The 18952-nt window shown below is 63.4% G+C and carries 21 protein-coding genes and 1 pseudogene; 19 read left to right on the forward strand and 3 right to left on the reverse strand.

What is annotated here, in order from left to right:
- Positions 1 to 46: 46 nt before the first annotated feature.
- Entirely contained in the window at positions 47 to 634 is a 588-nt protein-coding gene (locus AMK05_RS05830; RefSeq protein WP_237352181.1) for a GFA family protein, read from the forward strand.
- Between the two features lie 75 nt (positions 635 to 709).
- Here the strand turns inward: AMK05_RS05830 and AMK05_RS05835 are convergent, their stop codons facing one another.
- The gene (locus AMK05_RS05835) at positions 710 to 1054 is read right to left on the reverse strand and encodes an ArsR/SmtB family transcription factor (protein ID WP_064837363.1); all 345 of its coding nucleotides are present in this window, start codon (positions 1052 to 1054) and stop codon (positions 710 to 712) included.
- Positions 1055 to 1161: 107 nt separating this feature from the next.
- On the opposite strand from AMK05_RS05835, the gene AMK05_RS05840 reads away from it, so the two are divergent.
- From AMK05_RS05840 to AMK05_RS05855, 4 genes are all read left to right on the forward strand, one after another.
- A complete protein-coding gene (locus AMK05_RS05840) occupies positions 1162 to 1908 on the forward strand; it encodes a glucose 1-dehydrogenase (protein ID WP_064837365.1) in 747 nt (248 codons plus the stop codon).
- 200 nt (positions 1909 to 2108) lie between these two features.
- Entirely contained in the window at positions 2109 to 2450 is a 342-nt protein-coding gene (locus tag AMK05_RS05845; RefSeq protein ID WP_064837367.1) for a hypothetical protein, read from the forward strand.
- Positions 2451 to 2584: 134 nt separating this feature from the next.
- Positions 2585 to 3118 carry a YidB family protein gene (locus tag AMK05_RS05850; protein ID WP_064837369.1) on the forward strand — a complete coding sequence of 178 codons (534 nt, stop codon included), beginning with the start codon at positions 2585 to 2587 and terminating at the stop codon, positions 3116 to 3118.
- A 239-nt stretch (positions 3119 to 3357) separates the two neighbouring features.
- Complete coding sequence (locus tag AMK05_RS05855; RefSeq protein ID WP_064837371.1) at positions 3358 to 3852, forward strand: hypothetical protein; 495 nt, start codon at positions 3358 to 3360, stop codon at positions 3850 to 3852.
- A 243-nt stretch (positions 3853 to 4095) separates the two neighbouring features.
- Here AMK05_RS05855 and AMK05_RS05860 read toward each other — a convergent pair whose 3' ends face one another.
- Positions 4096 to 4941, reverse strand: a complete 846-nt coding sequence (locus AMK05_RS05860) for a dienelactone hydrolase family protein (protein WP_064837373.1) — start codon at positions 4939 to 4941, stop codon at positions 4096 to 4098.
- Positions 4942 to 5980: 1039 nt separating this feature from the next.
- Here AMK05_RS05860 and AMK05_RS05870 point away from each other — a divergent pair.
- The 9 genes from AMK05_RS05870 to AMK05_RS05910 all read left to right on the forward strand — a co-directional run bounded on the left by AMK05_RS05870 (position 5981) and on the right by AMK05_RS05910 (position 14436).
- Positions 5981 to 6217 (forward strand): spike base protein, RCAP_Rcc01079 family, encoded by a 237-nt coding sequence (locus AMK05_RS05870; protein ID WP_064837378.1) that lies wholly within the window; start codon positions 5981 to 5983, stop codon positions 6215 to 6217.
- Between the two features lie 18 nt (positions 6218 to 6235).
- Positions 6236 to 6706, forward strand: coding sequence for a hypothetical protein (locus AMK05_RS05875; RefSeq protein WP_064837380.1), 471 nt, complete (start codon positions 6236 to 6238; stop codon positions 6704 to 6706).
- Positions 6672 to 8243 (forward strand): hypothetical protein, encoded by a 1572-nt coding sequence (locus tag AMK05_RS05880; protein WP_064837382.1) that lies wholly within the window; start codon positions 6672 to 6674, stop codon positions 8241 to 8243. Before AMK05_RS05875 ends, AMK05_RS05880 begins: the two co-directional genes overlap by 35 nt.
- A complete protein-coding gene (locus AMK05_RS05885) occupies positions 8243 to 10351 on the forward strand; it encodes a hypothetical protein (protein ID WP_064837384.1) in 2109 nt (702 codons plus the stop codon). Before AMK05_RS05880 ends, AMK05_RS05885 begins: the two co-directional genes overlap by 1 nt.
- A gap of 13 nt (positions 10352 to 10364) precedes the next feature.
- Entirely contained in the window at positions 10365 to 10676 is a 312-nt protein-coding gene (locus AMK05_RS05890; RefSeq protein WP_064837386.1) for a hypothetical protein, read from the forward strand.
- Between the two features lie 35 nt (positions 10677 to 10711).
- Positions 10712 to 11809 carry a hypothetical protein gene (locus tag AMK05_RS05895; protein WP_064837388.1) on the forward strand — a complete coding sequence of 366 codons (1098 nt, stop codon included), beginning with the start codon at positions 10712 to 10714 and terminating at the stop codon, positions 11807 to 11809.
- Positions 11810 to 11841: 32 nt separating this feature from the next.
- Positions 11842 to 12816, forward strand: a complete 975-nt coding sequence (locus tag AMK05_RS05900; RefSeq protein ID WP_003587937.1) for a phage major capsid protein — start codon at positions 11842 to 11844, stop codon at positions 12814 to 12816.
- A 23-nt stretch (positions 12817 to 12839) separates the two neighbouring features.
- Positions 12840 to 13625, forward strand: coding sequence for a hypothetical protein (locus AMK05_RS05905; protein ID WP_064837390.1), 786 nt, complete (start codon positions 12840 to 12842; stop codon positions 13623 to 13625).
- A 247-nt stretch (positions 13626 to 13872) separates the two neighbouring features.
- Positions 13873 to 14436 (forward strand): hypothetical protein, encoded by a 564-nt coding sequence (locus AMK05_RS05910; protein WP_064837392.1) that lies wholly within the window; start codon positions 13873 to 13875, stop codon positions 14434 to 14436.
- A gap of 18 nt (positions 14437 to 14454) precedes the next feature.
- Here AMK05_RS05910 and AMK05_RS36180 read toward each other — a convergent pair.
- Positions 14455 to 14586 (reverse strand): annotated as a pseudogene (locus tag AMK05_RS36180) (endonuclease domain-containing protein); the annotation flags it as partial.
- Between the two features lie 53 nt (positions 14587 to 14639).
- On the opposite strand from AMK05_RS36180, the gene AMK05_RS05915 reads away from it, so the two are divergent.
- From AMK05_RS05915 to AMK05_RS05935, 5 genes are read left to right on the forward strand one after another with little or no spacing between them, the layout of a single operon-like run.
- A complete protein-coding gene (locus tag AMK05_RS05915) occupies positions 14640 to 15347 on the forward strand; it encodes a phage adaptor protein (RefSeq protein ID WP_064837394.1) in 708 nt (235 codons plus the stop codon).
- Positions 15344 to 17167, forward strand: coding sequence for a hypothetical protein (locus AMK05_RS05920; RefSeq protein ID WP_064837396.1), 1824 nt, complete (start codon positions 15344 to 15346; stop codon positions 17165 to 17167). Before AMK05_RS05915 ends, AMK05_RS05920 begins: the two co-directional genes overlap by 4 nt.
- The gene (locus AMK05_RS05925) at positions 17164 to 17580 is read left to right on the forward strand and encodes a GNAT family N-acetyltransferase (RefSeq protein ID WP_064837398.1); all 417 of its coding nucleotides are present in this window, start codon (positions 17164 to 17166) and stop codon (positions 17578 to 17580) included. The genes AMK05_RS05920 and AMK05_RS05925 overlap by 4 nt, the downstream gene beginning before the upstream one ends.
- Positions 17546 to 18550 carry a tail fiber domain-containing protein gene (locus tag AMK05_RS05930; protein WP_064837400.1) on the forward strand — a complete coding sequence of 335 codons (1005 nt, stop codon included), beginning with the start codon at positions 17546 to 17548 and terminating at the stop codon, positions 18548 to 18550. Before AMK05_RS05925 ends, AMK05_RS05930 begins: the two co-directional genes overlap by 35 nt.
- Positions 18547 to 18852, forward strand: a complete 306-nt coding sequence (locus tag AMK05_RS05935) for a hypothetical protein (RefSeq protein WP_064837403.1) — start codon at positions 18547 to 18549, stop codon at positions 18850 to 18852. Before AMK05_RS05930 ends, AMK05_RS05935 begins: the two co-directional genes overlap by 4 nt.
- Positions 18853 to 18952: the final 100 nt, after the last annotated feature.

Genomic DNA, 18952 nt, shown 5'->3' on the forward strand with positions numbered 1-18952 from the left:
TTCCACCCGGCACCAACTGGGCCGGGTCTGCAGCTCGACAGGTTTCGTGAGCGAAGCGAGCTCGCGAGGCGGTGGACTGGCCCGCGAGCTTTATGAAATTGTGCGCGGATGCAGGGGGAACTACCGGACGGGCGATCTCGCATCGAAAGGCTTGAAAATTTCCGATGGACCTTGTCGATTGCAGAACCGTAAAATCGACAACCGTCTGTCAACACGGAACAATCACATGCCGATCTTTCATGCCAAGTGTAGCTGCGGCGCCCTGTCCCTGGAGGTCGATGGCGATCCTTTGCACAATCACATCTGCACCTGCAGACGTTGCCAGCGCGCATCCGGCAGCGTGCTTTCCCACAATGTATGGTTCCGCGAGGAGAATGTCCGGGTCGTTTCCGGAGACTATTCCGTATGGTATCCGCAGGGCGAAAACACAGCTGATGTGATGAAGGCGTTTTGCCGGATCTGCGGCGGCGGTGGATTTTCGAAATCCGGATCATATTTCCCCGGCTCGGTCGTCATCGCGGGCGGCACATTTGCCGATCCGTCCTTTCCCGCGCCGGATCATGTTCATTGGTGGAATAGTCGCCCCCACTGGATCGATCTGGCCGAGGCGATCGAGCGTCATGCCGACGAGTGAATTCGTTCGAGCAGCTCAAGACCTGGAATGACGGAAGTCGGGGCGGGCGGTTTCGCTAAACGGCCAGCCGACGGCTCAATCCGTCTTCGGCTGGCCGGGGATCTGTCCGTAAGCCGTCAGGATGGCCTTGATCAGGCCCGGGAAGCGCTCATCGAGCTCGGCGCAGCGGGTTTGATTGCGCATCTCGATACCCTGGCGTTCGCTGAGGATCAGGCCGGATTCGCGCAGCACCTTGAAATGGTTCGACAGCGACGACTTCGGGATGACGCGCTCGCCGAGTTGGCCAAGCGCAGAACAGGTCCCGCCGCAGCCGGCACCGGAAAGCCAGGCGAAAATTGCGGCGCGCTCCGGATCGGAAAGCGCATAGAGGATCGCCTCGGGCCGGATGTCCTCTAATGCGGGGTGAAAGAGCGGTCTCATGAATTTTATATAGCGACCCTTGACATTAAGATCAACAGTTCCGAATTTCTGAACTACGGAACAAGGCCGCCAGTTTCGACGGCAGTCCGGATCAGAAGGAATTGAATATGGCTAAGCTTACGGGAAAGGTCGCTGTGGTCACGGGGGCCTCCAAAGGCATTGGCGCCGCGATTGCCAAGGCGCTTGCGGCCGAAGGTGCGCAAGTGGTGGTGAATTACGCTTCGAGCAAGGCCGGAGCAGATGCCGTCGTTGAGGCGATCAGCGCGGCCGGCGGCAAGGCGATCGCCGTCCAGGGCGACGTCTCGAAGGCCGAGCAGGCGCAGGGCCTGGTCGATGCCGCCGTCAAGCAATTCGGCAAGCTCGACGTGCTGGTCAACAATTCGGGCGTCTACGAATTCGCGTCGATCGAGGAGGTGACCGAGGAACATTATCGCCGCATCTTCGACGTCAACGTTCTCGGCGTTCTCCTGACCACCCAGGCGGCGGTCAAGCACCTCGGCGAGGGCGGCAGCGTCATCAACATCTCCTCGGTGGTCACCAGCATGGCCCCGCCCGCCAGCGCCGTCTACACCGGCACCAAGGGCGCGCTGGAGGGCATCAACAGCGTGCTGGCCAAGGAGCTCGGCCCGCGCAAGATCCGCGTCAACGCCATCCTGCCTGGAATGGTCGAGACCGAGGGCGCGCACACGGCCGGCGTCATCGGCTCGGATTTCGAGCAGGTCGTCGTCGGCCAGACGCCGCTCGGCCGCGTCGGCCAGCCGGATGATATCGCCGGCGTCGCCGTCTTCCTCGCTTCCGACGACGCCCGCTGGATGACCGGCGAACGGCTGGCTGCCAGCGGTGGTTTTCGCTAAGGCCGGCTGATGACGCGCGCGTCTTGACGGCGCGCGCTGCCCGCCTGAGAGACTCTACACTCCCCTTGGCAATCAAAGCTCCCACATCGTTAAGCCCCGCCGCACTTTCCGACTAAAGGCCCAGGCCCTCAGCCTTCAGGAACAAAGTCCGCATGGCGAGGTTGGTGTTGCGATACAGCGCAAAACCCTGGGAGAAACTCATGCGGAAATCTCTTCAATTCATACTGGTCGGCCTCGCCGCCATGACCGGCCTGACGATCTCGCCGACGATCGCGGCTGCGCAGGATCTGGAATTGCGGGTCGGCCCCGGCGGCGTCGGTGTTTACGATCGGGATCGCGACCGTGATCGCTACGACCGGTACGACCGCCGTGGTCGGCGCGGCTGCGATCCTAACGATGCGCTCGATATCGCCCGCAGCGAAGGACTTCGCCGGGCGCAGATTGTCCGCATGTCGCCGCGCGCAATCGTCGTCCAGGGGATGACGCGCCGAGGACCGGATCGGATGACCTTTGCCAACCGGCGCGGCTGCCCGGAAATCTGATATGGCGTGAGCGGCAAGATGGACGGGCCGCGTTTGCGAGCCCGGTGCGGAACCTTTGGGCGCGCCGGACATTGCTGCCCATGCAGCGCTCTGCATGGGTCGGCTGCAGTCTTTCAACCATGGGAGGATTCATCATGATGAGCGGTCAATTGAAGGCGCTTCTCGCCGTTCTTGCCGTTGCCGGCTACCAGAACAGAGACAAGATCGGGGAACTCCTGCGCGGCATTCAGAATCCGCAGTCGGCCGGCGCCGGCGGCCAGCAGCCCGGTGGGCTTGGCGGCATCCTCGGCGGCCTCGGGGGCTCCGGTGGTTTGGGTGGACTTCTCGGCGGGCTGACCTCCGGCAGCATCGTCAGCGGCGGTCTCGGCGATCTCCTGAAGACCTTTCAGCAGAACGGCCATGGCGACAAGATCGACTCATGGGTAAGACCCGGCCAGAATGCCGATATCAACGACGGCCAGCTCGCCGAAGCCCTCGGTCCGGATGTCCTGAACGAGATCGCCCGGAACACCGGCCTGTCGCGAGACGAGATTCTCGGGCGGCTGAGCCGCGATCTCCCCAAGGCCGTCGACGATCTGACGCCGGAGGGGAAGCTGCCGACCGCCGAGGAGGATTTCTTGTCGTCGGCGAGCCAATCGACCACGTCGCCTCGGCCGGGTGGCATTTAGGTTTGCGCTAAGGGGCGCGCGGCCGGCCGGCAGCCGGCGCGCGTCAGCTCATATATCGCTGATTTGCCGAAGCTTTCACCCCACCCTCCGTCCTCCTCGGGCTTGACCGGAGGATCCACGCCGGCCCCCATCGGCGGTGGGCATGGATTCCAGGCTCAAGGCCTGGAATGACGGAGATTGGGGATGTGTTGGGGTGCTACACTCGCCGCTGGCGCGCGTGATGATTGCGGTCGGACTTGATGAGGATTCTGCGGCGCGATAAATCACCTGTTGCCATCAACGCGGATCGCCCCGAAGTGAACAAGAGACATCGCAGCTCCGATACTTCCGCACCCCATGTTTTCACACGCAGCGCCATCGCGTCAGATATTGCCTGGTTGCCTGACATGGTTGCCCTTGGAAAACCATCGATTGCTGCTGAAGCCTATATCCAGGCCTATCTGGCGGATCCCGCCGAATGGTACTGGTCGACGATCCTGCTTCACGATCCGGAAGAGATGGTCTTGAAGCGGGTTCTCGCCATTGTCGAGCAAGCCAAATTGCCCGATCACGAGGAGGCGCTCGGTCAATTGGGCGCCGGCCCGCTCGAAGACATGATGTCGGATGAACTGCTGGATCATTTGCAGCATTGGCTGCCGTTCACGCCCGCCATGCGTTACGCGCTGAGTCAGGTTCGCATGTCTGCCGAACATCCCGCCTTGCAACGGCGATTAGAGGCGATGCTTTCGCGGTAGTGCCTGCGCTGGCGGGCGGGCATGGTTGAGGAGGGGGATCAGGGAGCGCACCGACGCTCTCCTTCCGCCATACGTCGCTGATTTGCCGCAGAGTTCACCCCACGCTCCGTCCTCCTCGGGCTTGACCCGAGGATCCACGCCGGCCACCCATCAGCAACGGGCATGGATTCCAGGCTCAAGGCCTGGAATGACCGAGGTTGGGGGTGTGTTGGGTGTCACACTCGCTGTTGGCGGATGGCAGACTTATTTCGGCAGGGATGTCCGAAGAAACGCATAAACGCTGCGGATTGACTTTGCTGCGGCGTCCGGATTGTATTTTTCGATATGCCCCAACACCCTTCTTCCCACCGCGAATTCCGGGGCATCAAAATTGTGATAAACGCCCTTGTAGAGATTGAACTCGATGGGCGGGGCATCGTCACCAATACGGGCGAGCCTCTTGCGGCATGGCTCAGCCGGGCTCCAATTGTCTCGGTCGCCGCTTAAAATCAGGGTCGGCACCGTCGCATCGCCCTGACTGGCGGCGCAGGCCGGATAGTAGGCGACCGCCGCCTTGAATTTGTGCTCCATCAGTTGTTCGTTCCCTTCGATCTTTGTGGCCTCCAGCGTCGCGGTGCCGCCCGTGGAAAAGCCCATCAGGGCGACGCGCCTGATCTCGACGAAGCTCGATTTCGATAGGAAATTCAAAGCGCCATAGGCGTCGAAGACCCGATCGGGGAGAGGGCTTCGGCAGGTGTCCTGGATATTGCGGGTGGTGAAGCTATCGACGACCAGCACGACGTAACCCCAAGAGACCAGCCGCTTCGGCCAGAGGTCCTTGACGCTCGGGCGCATGCCCTCGCATCCATGCATGACGACGACCGCCGGGAAGGGACCGTCGCCGCGAGGGCGGGACAGATAGCCGAGCAGGGGCGTGCCTGGCGGCTGGGAGAGAAATTCTCCCTGTTCCGTAGCCTTGCGAATTCGAAAGGCGCTGAGTTTGACGGGAGCACTTTCGAACCGCACCAATTCGTCGGCCTCGGCTGGGTTTTCGGCAAGCGTGACGCCGAGACAGGCGGCAAGGCAACGAAAAAGTCTCGCGGTTTTCACTGACGCCTCCATCGTTTGAGCGACAGAATGCTAATTTTACGCCGGACTTGACGGTTGGCAAAGGCGCTGATGGGGTTGGGCGGGAAAGAGTTCACTGTTTCTCACGGAGTTCACCCCTTGCTCCGTCCTCCTCGGCCCGAGCATTCACGTCTGGCCTCCATCAGCCGCGGGCATGGATCCTCGGCTCAAGGCCGAGGAGGACGGAGGGTGGGGTGGCGTTTTCGCCAAACTTGTCGAATAGCGGATTCGGCCTCCAACTGGGTCGGGCAGAGCAGAGTTTTAGGCTGACCTTGGACCACGCTTGAAAGGCCTTGATCACCCCCCGGCAAGTCGGTTAAGCCTACCGTAAATCCAAGCTGCGAGATTTGAATCCAGAGGTGAGGTCGGCTAAGTCGGCGTCGGCCTGCGGTTGGCTGCGCCTTTCGCTAAGGCTTGCGAACCGGCCGCGGTCAATGAGCGCAACCGCTATTTCTCACGGAGTTCCCCCCTTGCTCCGTCCTCCTGGGGCTTGACCCAAGGATCCACGCTGGCTTCCATCAAGTGGCGGGCATGGACCCTCGGCTCAAGGCCGAGGAGGACGGAGGGTGGGGTGGCGTTTTCGCCAAACTTGTCGGATAGCGGATGGCATTCTGCCGCCACTTGGTCGGGCAGGCTTGATTCTAAACTGGGCCACATTAGCGCTTGATCACCCCCCGGCGGATCATTTATCACTACCGCAAATCCAAGCTGCGAATATTGAATCCGAAGGCAATGTCGATGATCACGTCGGTATCGCACTTCGATCGCATGCATTCGCCGAGGCTCCCCGGCCAGCGTTACCGAACGCCACTGCGGGTTTGGCACAGTGCTCATCCCTTGCTCCGTCCTCCTCAGGCTTGACCCGAGGATCCACGTTGGCCTCCGCCAGACGTGGGCATGGATCCCAGGCTCGAGGCCTGGGATGACGGAGGGTGGAGGGAGGTTTTCGCCAAGCCTATCGGAGCTAAGCGTGTCCCTGCGGCAGTGTCAGCAAGCCCACCCCTTCATAAGGAGAACTGCAATGGACGCTTCGATTGCGCCGGCCTCGCGGGCCGCCGTGGTGACGCCGAATGACAGTGCGATTGTCGGTGCGCGTGCTCTTTATATCGGTACCGCAGGCGATGTGGCGATTGCGCCGCGGCGGGATATGGACCCGGTGATTTTCAGGAGCGTGCCGGCCGGGACGATTCTGCCCGTGCATGCGGCCATCGTGGCGCTTACCGGGACGACGGCGTCCAATATCGTCGCGTTGTTCTAAGCCGTTCCGAAGCAGAGCATGGGCAGGCCGACCAAGTTCACCCAGGCGCTGGCCGAGAAGATCTGCGATCGCATTGCCGATCGGGAAAGCCTGCGGTCGATCTGCCGGGATGAGGATATGCCGGCGAAATCGACGGTGCTCTCCTGGCTCGCCGATGACGGCAAGGCGGCGTTTCGGGCGCGCTATGCGCTGGCGCGCGAGATCCTGGCCGACGGCTTCGTCGACGAGCTGGTCGAGATTGCCGACGACCGCAGCAATGACTGGATCGAGAAGAAGAACGCGGCCGGCGAGACCACCGGCTGGCAGGAGAATGGCGAGGCGATCCGGCGCTCGCAACTGCGCATCGCCACCCGCCAATGGGTCGCCGAGAAGCTGCGGCCGAAGAAATACGGCTCGAAAGCCGAGCCCGAACAGGGCGCGAGCGGCGAAGTCTCGCAATTGCTGGAAGATATCAATGGCAAAACCCGCGGACTTCCAAACGGCGGTTGACCAGTTTTCCGACTGGCGCTGGCGGCTGAACAATCTCTACTGGATCACCGACAAATCCGGCCGGCGCGTCAGGTTCGAGATGAACTGGACGCAGATGACGTTTTTCGAGGAGATGCATTATCTCAACGTGCTGCTGAAGGCCCGCCAGCTCGGTCTGACCACCTTCATCCAGATCTTCATGCTCGATGCCTGCGTCTTCAACCGGGATATCCGCGCCGGCACCATCGCCCATACGCTCGGCGACGTGCAGACGATCTTCCGGGACAAGGTCAAATATCCCTACGACAATCTGCCGGAAGGTATCCGCAACGCCGTGCCAATTGTCCGGACCAACCAGGCCGAACTGCTGCTCGCCAACAATTCGAGCATCCGCGTCGGCACCTCGCTGCGCTCGGGAACGCTGCAATATCTGCACATCTCCGAATACGGCAAGCTGTGCGCCAAATATCCCGACAAGGCGCGGGAGGTGCGCACCGGCGCGCTGAATACGGTGCAGGCCGGCCAGCTTGTGTTCATCGAAAGCACGGCGGAGGGCCAGGAAGGGCATTTTTACGCGCTCTGCGACGATGCCCAGGTGAAGCAGCGCCAAGCGCTGGAGCTGACCGAACTCGACTTCAAGTTCCATTTCTTCCCCTGGTGGAAGGAGCCGCAATATGCGATCGCGCCTCATGGCGTCATCATCAGTGAGGCTTTCGCCAAATATTTCGGCCAACTGGCCAAACAGGGCATTACCCTGACGGAGGGGCAGAAGGCCTGGTACGTCAAGAAGGCCGAAACCCAGCTCGGCGACATGAAGCGCGAATATCCCTCGACGCCGGCCGAGGCTTTCGAGGCGAGCGTCGAGGGCGCCTATTATGCCGACCAGATGGCGGTGGCCGATGCCGAGGAGCGCATCGGCGTCTTTCCGCATGTGGACGGTTATCCGGTTCACACCATCTCCGACATCGGCATGGACGATGCCAACAGCGTCTGGCTGTTTCAGGTGCTGCCCGGCCGCATCCGGATGATCGGTTATTTCGAGCATACCGGCACCGGCATGGACGGCATGCTCGACGAACTGGAGCGGCGCGCGCGCGACAATGGTTATGTCTACGGCGTCCACAACATGCCGCACGACATCAAGGTCAGGGAATGGACGCGCGGCGGCATGACCCGCATCGAAATCATGCTGAAAGAGGTCAAGGCGCGCGGTCTCGGGACGGTGCGCAAGGTCGAGCGCGCCTATGTGCATGACCGCATCAACGGCACAAGGCGCATATTGGCCAAGATCGAGTTCGATCAGGCCGGCTGCGCTGACGGCATCAAATGCCTGCGCAATTACCGCAAGGATTGGGACGAGGATCTCGCCGTCTTCCGCGACGAACCGCTGCACAACTGGGCATCACACGGCGCCGATGCTTTCGGCGGGCTGGCGATCATCTTCACCGGCTTGGCGCCCGAACCGCTGAAGCCGGAGCGTAAGCCGCTGCCGACATTCCAGACGATGACATTCAACGAATTTGCCGATGCCACCCCTAGCCAGAGCGAGCGTGTTTGATGGAAGACGAGATAACGGCTTCGGAGGGCGAGCGCTGGGATCCGGCCAAGGTCGGCGCCCGTTGGCAGCAGGAGTTGGAGCGCGCCCAGCGCTATTTCAAGTCCTGGCACGACCGCTGCGTCAAGATCGAGAAGATCTATCTCGACCAGCAATCGGACCAGACGAGCGCCGCCAAGCGCCGCTTTCCGATGCTCTGGGCCAATACCTCGGTGATGCAGCCGGCCGTCTATGCCCGCGTGCCGCAGCCGGTGGTCGAGCGCCGCTTCAAGGATGCCCAGCCGGTGGCGCGCATCGCCACGGAGATCGTCGAGCGCAATCTCGCTTATACCGGCGACGAGGCCGATATCGATTCGATCATGCGGGCGGTGCGCGACGATTTCCTGCTCTGCGCCCGCGGCACGGTGTGGCTGCGCTACGAAGCCGATTTCGAGCCGCTCGATATGGGCGTCCAGCCCTCGGACCCGGCGGCAGCCCATCTATCCGAGAGTTTGCCCGGTGAGATGGGCGGGGCGCAGCCGGAAGCGATCAGCGACGAGCGTGTCTGCATCGACTACGTCCACTGGTCGGATTTCCTGCATTCGCCGGCGCGGCGCTGGAAGGATGTGACCTGGGTGGCGCGGCGCGTGCCGATGACCGAGGAGGAGATGGAAAAGCGCTTCGGCCCCGAGGCCATGGCATCGCGGGCGGCCGAAGGTTCAAGCGGCAATAAGGGCGCCAGCCAGGCGGAGCGGCTGGAGAATGAGGGCAAGACCCATGTCTGGGAGATCTGGTGCAAGAGCGAGAACTATACCGTCTGGATCGCCGACGGTTCGCCGGTGGCGCTTGAGGTCTCCGAGCCGCCGCTCGACCTGACCCATTTCTGGCCTTGCCCGCGCCCGGCCTATGGCACGATGTCGACGAGCTCGCTGATCCCGGTTCCCGACTATGTCTATTACCAGCAGCAATGCGACGAGATCGATCTTCTCACAAAGCGCATCAACAAGCTGACCGATCAGCTGCGGCTGAAGGTGTTTTATCCCTCCGGCGACGGGGCGATCTCGCCGGCGATCGAAAAGGCGATGCGGCCTGAGAACGACATGGTGATGGTGCCGATCCCGGAATGGGCGGCCTTTACCGACAAGGGCGGCTCGAAGGCAGTGGTGACATTGCCGATCGACGAGGTGCAGAAGGTGATCGTCGCCTGCATGTCCGCCCGCAAGCAGCTGATCGAGGATGTCTACCAGATCACCGGCATTTCCGACATTGTGCGCGGTGACACGCAGGCGTCGGAGACGGCGACGGCGCAGCGGATCAAGAGTCAGTGGGGCTCGATCCGCATCCGCGACCGCCAGGCCGAGCTCGCCCGTTTTGCCCGCGACATCATCCGCCTTGCCGGCGAGATCATCTGCGACCAGTTCCAGCCGGAAACGCTGATGCTGGTCAGCGGCATCAAGCTGCCCAGCATGGCTGAGAAACAGCAGGTCGAGATGCAGATGCAACAGATGCAGATGGCGGTACAGCAGGCGGCCATGCGGGCTGAGCAGACCGGCCAACCAGCGCCACCGGCGCCCGAAATGCCGCCGCAGCTGCAGCAGATGATGGGGCAGCCGACGATCGACGAGGTGGTGCAGCTGCTCCGCAATGACAGCATTCGCGGCTTCCAGATCGAGATCGAGACGGATTCGACCATCGAGCCCGACGAGGATGCCGAAAAGCAGCGCCGCATGGAATTCGTCCAGATGGTCGGCGGCTTCATGCAGCAGGCCGGCGCCATGGCGCAGCAGAGCCCGATGCTGGTGCCGGTGATGGTCGAGACGCTGCTCTTTGCCGCCCGCGGCTTCCGGGCCGGCCGCCAGCTGGAAAGCACGCTGGAGCAGGTGGGGGCCCAGCTCTCGCAGGCGGCAGCCGCGCCAAAACCGGAGCCGCAGCCTTCGCCTGGCGAGATGGTCAAGCTGAAAACCGCCGAGGTGAAGGCCGGCGCCGAGCAGCGCAAGGCCGAACTCAGTGTGGCAGAGGCCGAGCTCGCGCATCGCGCCGCGGTGGAGCAGGCACGCGGCGAGATGGCGGCGCAGGCATTACAGCAGATCCAGGGGCAGCAACTCCAGGCGCAGCAGCCGGCCTATCAGTGAACGGGAGCAAGGCATGAGAGAACGCTATTGCCGCGTCTGCGGCGGCTGGCACGCACTCGACCAATGGCCGCAGAACTGCCTGCCGGCGCAAAATGCGGCGCAGTCGGATCTGCCGGCGCCGCATTTCGTCAGCGACAGCATCGATATCCAGTCGATGCATGACGGGAGGCATTACACCTCGAAAGCCAGGCTGCGTTCGGCTTACCGGGCAGCCGGGGTGGTCGAGATCGGCAACGAAAAGCCGCAGCCGATCGAACAGCCGAAGACGGATCCCGCCGCAATCCGCAACGAATTGCGGCGGGTTTATACCGAATACAACGCCTGAACCGGGCATCAATCCCCGACATAGGAAATTTCCCCATGGATATGGAAGACCTGAACGAGGCCGGCAACGGCAGCGAAGATTTTGGCGCGTTCGACGACAAGCCATTGAGCGATAGGCCGGTCAGCATCCGCGACAGTTTGAAAGCGGCGATCGACACCGTCGAGGCCAGTGGACCGGGCGATATATCAGGCCAGCCGCGCGACGGCGAAAACGACCGCTTTCTGGCCAAGGGGCAGGAGCAAGCCTCCGCCGCTCAGCGGGCAGGGCAGGCGCCGGCGGCAAATGCCGCCCAGCAGCAGACGCTGCAGAGCCGCGGGCAGGGCGGGGAACAGCCGGCAGCCGGCGCCAGCCGGGTTCCGCCCGGCTGGTCGGCGGAAGCCAAGGCGCAGTTCACCAGCCTTCCCCACGAAGTGCAGGCGGCGATCGCCAAACGGGAACAGGAGGTCGATAACGGTTTCCGCGTTCTGCAGGATTACAAGGGGCTCGAGGAATTCACCCCGATCATCCGCCAGGCCGGCATGACCCATGCCGATGTCATGCGCCGGGCGATCGACTGGGAGAGGGCGCTGATCCACGATCCCGTCAACACCGTCGTTCACGTCGCCAGGATGGCCGGGGTCAATCTGCACGCCCTGGTCAACGGTCAGACGGGAGAGATCCTGCAGCGCCAGCAGCAGGCCCTGTCACAACAGGCCCTATCACAACAGGCAGCGCCGCAGCCTCGACACGTCAACGTCGAGGCGACGGTCGAACATGTTTTGCGGAAAAGGGACACCGAAACTCAAGTCGATGCCTTCCTTTCCGACCCGGCAAACGCGCACGCCGAAGATGTGCTCGACGACATGATCGCCCTCGTCAACGCAGGGCGGGCATTCTCGCTGCAGGACGCCTACGACGCCGCATGCTGGATGCGCCCGGATATTCGCCGGCAGTTGATCAGCCAGACTGCTCAAGCCTCCGTCCCACAACTCCAAGCCCAGAGGTCCGCAGCGGCAGATCAAGCCCGCCGCGCCTCGCGATCCATCTCTGGTTCTTCCGCGCCGGGCCCGACCCGCGATGCGGCAAGAGGCCAGCCCACCTCCATCCGCGACTCGCTGCGCGACGCCATGCGTTTTTCGCGCGGCCAAGTCTGATCAAAGGCCAATTCTGATCAAAGGAATGATCGATGCCCATTTCCCCCAACCTCTCTGAAATCGTCACCACGACGCTGCGCAACCGCAGCGGCACGGTCGCCGACGACGTGACGAAGAACAACGGTCTTCTCACCCGTCTGAACAGCCGCGGCCGCAAGAAGCCGATCTCCGGCGGCCGCACCATCGTCCAGGAATTGCAATATCAAGAGAATAGTACCTTCAAGCGCTATTCCGGTTATGACATCCTCAACGTCCAGCCCTCCGACGTCATCACCGCCGCCGAATACGATCTGAAGCAGGCCGCGGTCGCCGTCTCCATGTCCGGCCTCGAACAGCTGCAGAATTCCGGCGAGGATGCGATCCTCGATCTGCTCGAGCAGCGCATCGAGAATGCCGAAACGACGTTGAAAAACAACATCGCGCTCGATTGCTATTCCGACGGCACGGCCGACGGCGGCCGGCAGATCGGCGGCCTGCAGCTGCTGATCTCGACCTCGCCGACCTCGGGCACCGTCGGTGGCATCTCGCGCGCCACCTGGGGTTTCTGGCGCAACCAGAAATTCTCGGCCTCGGCCGATGGCGGCGCGGCCGCCACCAATGCCAACATCCAGAGCTACATGAACCGGCTCTATATGTCCTGCGTGCGCGGCTCCGACGCCCCCGATCTCGTCGTCGCCGACAACAACTTCTTCCGGCTCTACTGGGAATCGCTGCAGGCGATCCAGCGCATCACCTCGGCCGACAAGGGCATGGCCGGCTTCCAGTCGCTGCAATACATGGGCGCCGACGTGATCTTCGACGGCGGCTTCGGCGGCGGCGCGCCGCTCAACCAGATGTTCTTCCTGAACACCAAATACCTGTTCTATCGCCCGCACCGCGACCGCGACATGGCGCCGATCGGTGACGAGCGCATGAACACCAACCAGGATGCCTTCGTCCAGCTGATGGGCTTTGCCGGCAACCTCACCATGAACAACGCCTTCCTGCAGGGCGTGTTGTTCGCCTGATCGTCCACGAAAGGAACAAGCATATGTCGGTCGCATCAATCCAGTCCGATCGTCTTGGCGCGAACCCGTTCGTCGTCGAAGGCCCGATCGTTTCCGGCTCCGGTATTCCCGGGCCGAACTTCGCTCTCGGCGCGATTGCCGGCGGCGATCGTGAATCCGAATGGGTCTATTGCCAGCTGGTGCTGGCCGCGCAGACCACCCTTCAGCCCGGCCAGTGGTTCCAGTGGACCCGGGATTATGTCGCTTCGGTGCTGACTACGGCGGCTGCCGTCGTCGGCCAGCGCTGCGGCGTCTTTTCGGGGGCTGCCCAGCCGCCGACGCTGACCGGCGGTCCGGTCGGCGCCGTGACACTCGCGGCCGGCACCTATTACATCTGGCTGCAGCGCAACGGCCAGGCGCCGTCGCAGGTGGCGACCGCAACGGCGGCCCTCGTCGTTGCCGAAACCACCGCCACCGCAGGCCAGGCGAGCGCCCCGGCCTCGGCCACCGCCACCACCAAGGCGATCGCCAACGTCAACTTCGCCGCCGCCAACCAGACGTTTACGGCAACAACGGTCAACGGCTCCAACCTGCTGATGGGTATTGCCGGCCTCAGCGCCGGTTCCGGCCCGTTCATCGGCGCGGCGGTTTCCGGCACCGGCATTGCAGGCGGCACGACGATCTCGGGCATCACCTACAGCCCGAACGGCGTCGTCCAGAGCATCACGCTCTCGGCCAATGCGACGGCCAACGGCACGGGCATCACCATCACCGCGACGGGCGTGCTCGAAGCGACGCTGATGCGGCCGTTTTTGTCGAAGGTGAACTGAACCTAAGCGCCGACCTTTCTATGTTTGGTGTGCCCCTCATCCGCCTGCCGGCACCTTCTCCCCGCTCGCGGGGCGAAGGGGGCAAGCGGCGAGCTCTCCGTTCCCACAGACCTCTCGCGGGGCACGTCCCCTCTCCCCGTTTTTACGGGGAGAGGGTTAGGGTGAGGGGCAGCCACCGGCACTGACATCACAGCAGGCGCTTCCCGCGCCCATCCCATCTCCCCGCCATCAACAGCGAGACCAGCACATGCCCGACAACACCGGAATCTATGCCTCCTTCAGCCTCGAACCGGTCGAACAGACCTTTCTGACCGAGAAGGAAGGCCGGCCGATTTTTGCCGACAAGGAATTCGTCCGCATCTTCATATCGGGCGACAAACACACCGAGGTCTACCGCGAGGTGACCGACAACGACAAACAGCGTTTTGCCGACGCCTATAAGCGGTTCAAGGAAGGGGCAGCGGCCCGCGAGCAGCTGACCGGCACGCCGCTTTCGCAATGGCCCTATCTCAAGCCCAGCCAGATCAAAGAGATGGAGGCGGTCAATATTTATACCGTCGAGCAGCTGGCAGCGCTTTCCGACACCGCCAAGCAGAAGATCGGCATGGGCGCCAACGAGCTGACCGCCGCCGCTCGCGCCTATCTCGCCACCGCCGAAAGCTCCAGCGCGGCGTCCGCCTTTGCCGCCGAGAACGAGCGGCTGAAGGATGAGGTGACCCGTCTGCAGGAGCAGATGAAGGAGATGGCCACTCGCTTCGAGGCGCTGGAAAACGAAAGCGGCAGCAAGTCTCGCGGTCGGCAAGCAGCCTGAAGAATCGCTGACACAAGCGGCCCCCTCATCCGCCCTACGGGCACCTTCTCCCCGATGGGGAGAAGAGGGAATCGACACCTCGCGGCATAACCCCTTCGCCCCAGCGGGGAGAAGGTGCCGGCAGGCGGATGAGGGGGCTACACGGCACACCTTCCCCCGCCACGCCCACGCCCACGCCAACGCGCTCAACCGGAGACCCCCGCATGTCGCTCCTGACCATCATTCAGAACGTCTGCGCGGAAATCGACCTCGATCCGCCGACGGCCGTCATGTCCTCGGCGGATCCGCAGATCATGCAGCTGCGCATCCTTTCCACCCGCGCCGGCCGCGACCTGATGCGCGAGCATGACTGGTCGGCGCTGATGGTGCGGCGGCAATTCGCAGCGACCGGTGCAAATCCGGAGCCGGCCGAGCCGCCCGCCGACTGGAACCGCTTCGCCGCCAATGCCACGATCTGGAATGCCGCGCGCCTCTGGCAGCTGAACGGCCCTGTTGAGCCGCAGACCTGGCAGCGCCAGACGATCCTCAATTCCAACCCGGTGCCGCAGATCTGGCGCATGGCCGGCGGCAAGCTCGACATCTACCCGAACGTCGCGGGCGAGACGATGGAATATGCCTATATTTCCGGCTTCTGGGTGGCGGTGAATGGCGGCGCGGCCACGGCGGGCAATTGGGCCGATGACAGCGATACCGCCCGTCTTCCCGAAGATCTCCTCGAACTCTCGCTGATCTGGCGCTGGAAGCGGGCCAAGGGCCTCGATTACGGCGAGGAGCTTGCCGGTTTCGAGCGATCCAAGGAAGCGGCGATCGGCGCCGACCGCGCCGCCAGCCCCGTCGACCTCTCGCTGCCGGTGAGGAGCGGGGCGCCCGAGACTTATTGGCCCGGCACGATCACGGGGGCAAATCCATGACCCGCAGACCTGTCCCTCCGAATGGGCGCACCGGCCGCGTTTCGCCGAGCAAGGACTGGATCGCGCCGATCGGCGGCTGGCGAACCGATGTCGAGATGGCGGATATGCCCGCGGATGCCGCATTTCAGCTCGACAACTTCTTTCCCGAGGCCAACCGTGTGCGCGCCCGCTATGGTTTTCTCGCCTTTTCCACCGGCCTCGGCGGCGACGTGCAGACGGTCATTCCCTATTCCGGCGTCAGCAACAGGCTGTTTGCCGCCGCCGGCGACAAGATCTTCGACGTCACAGTTGGGGGTGCGGTCGGCGCGCCCGTCGTCTCCGGCATGGCGAGCGCCCATTGGTCGGTGCAGCAATACACCAACCCGGCCGGCCAGGAATTCCTGCGCCTCGTCAATGGCCTGGACACGCCGCTGATCTTCAACGGCACGTCCTGGACGAATAATTTTCTGGTGGGCACGGCAGCGCTCGCCACCCAGAACGTCGCCGTCCGCAACACGGCCTATACGCTGAGCTTCTTCGGCACCGGCGCGGTCACGCTCTCCGGCGCCTTCTCCGGCACGCTGAACGGCACCGGCGTCAACAACCGCGTCTCGCTTGCCTTCACGCCGGCGGCCGGCACGCTTGTCGTCACCGTGACGGGAACGGTCACCAATGCGCAGCTGGAAAAGGGCGCAGCCGCCACCCCTTACGTCGCCTCGACGATGATATCAGGCATATCGGACTCGTCGCTGCTGATCGCAGTCACCGCCTATCGTTCACGCCTGTGGTTCATCGAGAAGAATTCGACCAATGTCTGGTATCTCGCCACCGACGCCGTCAGCGGCGCGGCAACGGTCCTGCCGGTCGGCGGCAACATGAAATATGGCGGCACGCTGGTGGCGATCAACGTCTGGACGATCCCGGTTTCCACCGGCCTGCAGCAATGCCTGGTGCTGATCTCCTCGGAAGGCGAGGTGATCGTCTTTCAGGGCTCCGATCCCTCGAGCGTTTCGAACTGGGGCCTGATCGGCACCTTCAAACTCGGCCGGCCGCTCGGCAGCGACCGCTGCCTGCTCTCGGTCGGCGCCGATCTGGCGATCATGACCACCGATGGCATCGTGCCGATCACCAAGGCGGTGCAGCTCGACCGCGGCGCCACCAGCCTGGGAGCGATTACTTCAAGGATCGGCCCGACATGGCGCGAGACGGTGGCGGCGACCGGCACGACCTCGCAGGAATGGCAGCTTTCGAGCTTCCCGGCCAGGCAAATGGCGATCGTCAACCTGCCGTCCTCCTTCGGCCCCTATCAATATGTGATGAACACCGAAACCGGCGCCTGGTGCCGCTTCGTCGGCATGCCCGCCTCCTGCTGGGCGAGCTGGCAGGACCGGCTGTTCTTCGGCGCCGGCGACGGCACGGTCTACGAGGCCGAGGTCGGCGCCAACGACAATGGCGTGGCGATCGACGCGCTGATGGTCGGCGCCTGGAGCCGCTATGGCGACGGGCTCTCGACCAAGCTCTCGAAGCTGATCGGGGTGACGGCGCAGATCGGCGTTTCCTCGCTGATGTATGGCGGGATCTCGGTGGATTACCAGACCAAGATTCCGACAGCGCTGCTGTCGTCGGTCGAAAACAACGCGGCGGCGAAATGGGGAACGGCGGTCTGGGGCGTGCCGAAATTCCCCGGCGTTTCGCTGGTGCGCAAATTCGCCTCCGCCGGCGGCGCCGGTTCGGCCTTGGCGCCAACGATCCGCGCGCTGATCTCCGGCTCCTCCGGCTCCGTCTCGGAAGCCGCCGTCGTCGGCGGTTCGGTGCTTTACGAGAGAGGCACGCCGATTTGATCGTCTCCGAACCGCGCGCGGAAATCGCCGCCTGGGTCGGCGACCGGATCGGCGTTTCCTTCCACCCGCCTTACACCACGCTTGCCCATGTCGACCACGGCCGGATTATTGCCGGCTTCGTCTTCAACGTCTGGACCGCCCATGACGTCGAGGTCTCGCTTGCCGCCGACCGGCTGACGCGGACGCTGATGCGATCGGTCTATCACTATGTCGTGCATCAGCTCGGCTGCCGGCGCGCAACCGCCAGGACACGGGCCGACAATATCGACGCCCAGACGATGCTCGCCAGGCTCGGCGCCCGGCTGGAAGGCCGCCAGCAGGCCTATTTCGGCGACTGCGACGGCCTGCTTTACGCAATCATGAAGGAGGATTTCCCCTATGGTCTCCACGCCGAAGGCCCCGAAGGCGCCTGATCCGACACAGACCGCGGCGGCCCAGACGGCCACCAACGTCGACACCGCCATCGCCAATGCGGGCCTCAGCCACACCAACCAGTACACGCCGGATGGTTCGCTGGAATACAAGGTCAGCGGCTACCAGACGATGAAGGACCAGACCGGCAAGACTTACCAGCTGCCGACCTATTCGGCCTATCAGACCTATTCGCCTCAGAACCAGGCGATCTACGACCAGACGCAGCAGACCCAGCTCGGCCTTGCCAGGCTCGCCAACGACCAGACCGGCAAGATCTCCGGCATTCTCGGCACCAACGTCGATTTGAGCGCCGGCAATGTCGACAAATATGTCAACAATCACTGGCAGTCCGGCTTCAACAACCAGTGGGATCGCGACCAGGCGAGCCTTGATCAGAGCCTGGCCGACAAGGGCATCTCGATGGGCTCGGCGGCTTACGACAACGCCATGCGCGATTTTTCCACCCGCAAGCAGGCCGCCTCCGACCAATATCTCGGCGACATGTATTCGAATGCGCAAAACGCCATCCTGACCGAGCGCAACCAGCCACTGAACGAAATTTCGGCGCTGATGTCGGGATCGCAGGTCCACCAGCCGAGCTATGTCAACACGCCGACGACGCAACTGCCGAACGTCGACCAGGCCGGGCTGATCAATGAGAACTTCAACCAGAAAATGGGCCTCTACGACCGCCAGGTCGCCCAATCCAACGCCGCGATGGGCGGCCTTTTCGGGCTCGGCGGAACACTCCTTGGCGGCTGGGCGAAGTCCGACCGGCGGCTGAAGGAGGACATCAAACGCGTCGGCACGCTGGATAACGGCCTGCCTGTTTACGCCTACCGCTACAAGGACGGCGGCCCGACCCAGATCGGTTTGATGTCCGACGATGTGCGCGAGACCCATCCGGACGCCGTGTTCGAACACGCCGACGGTTTTGACCGCGTCTTCCACGAAAGGGCAGTGGCATGATCCCAACCATCTTCGCCGGCAATACCGGCAGAACCCAGGGCGACATCGACGACAAGCGCAAGCAGCTGGCCTACGCCATGCTGGACCAGGGCATGGATGCGAGCCCGGTGCAATCCCCCTGGCAAGGAGCGGCGCGGCTGGCGCAGGCCCTGATGGGCGGGCTGGCGATCAGGCAGCAGGATCAGGAGCGGCAGGCTGCTGCGGCCAAGGATCCCGTGGCGCCGCCGGGCGTGCCTGCCACTCCGCCGGCGAAGCCCCCCGGCTTCCTGTCGTCGTGGTTCGGCGGCCAGCGCAGCGAATAGCACTTGGGCTTTGGCTGTCTACAATTGAGCCAGCACTCTCAGTTCGGCCTCCTTGGTCACTTCCGCTCAATCGGCCCGTCCGCAGTTAAGATAGTCGTCA

This window comes from Rhizobium sp. N324, assembly GCF_001664485.1.
Lineage (GTDB): Bacteria > Pseudomonadota > Alphaproteobacteria > Rhizobiales > Rhizobiaceae > Rhizobium.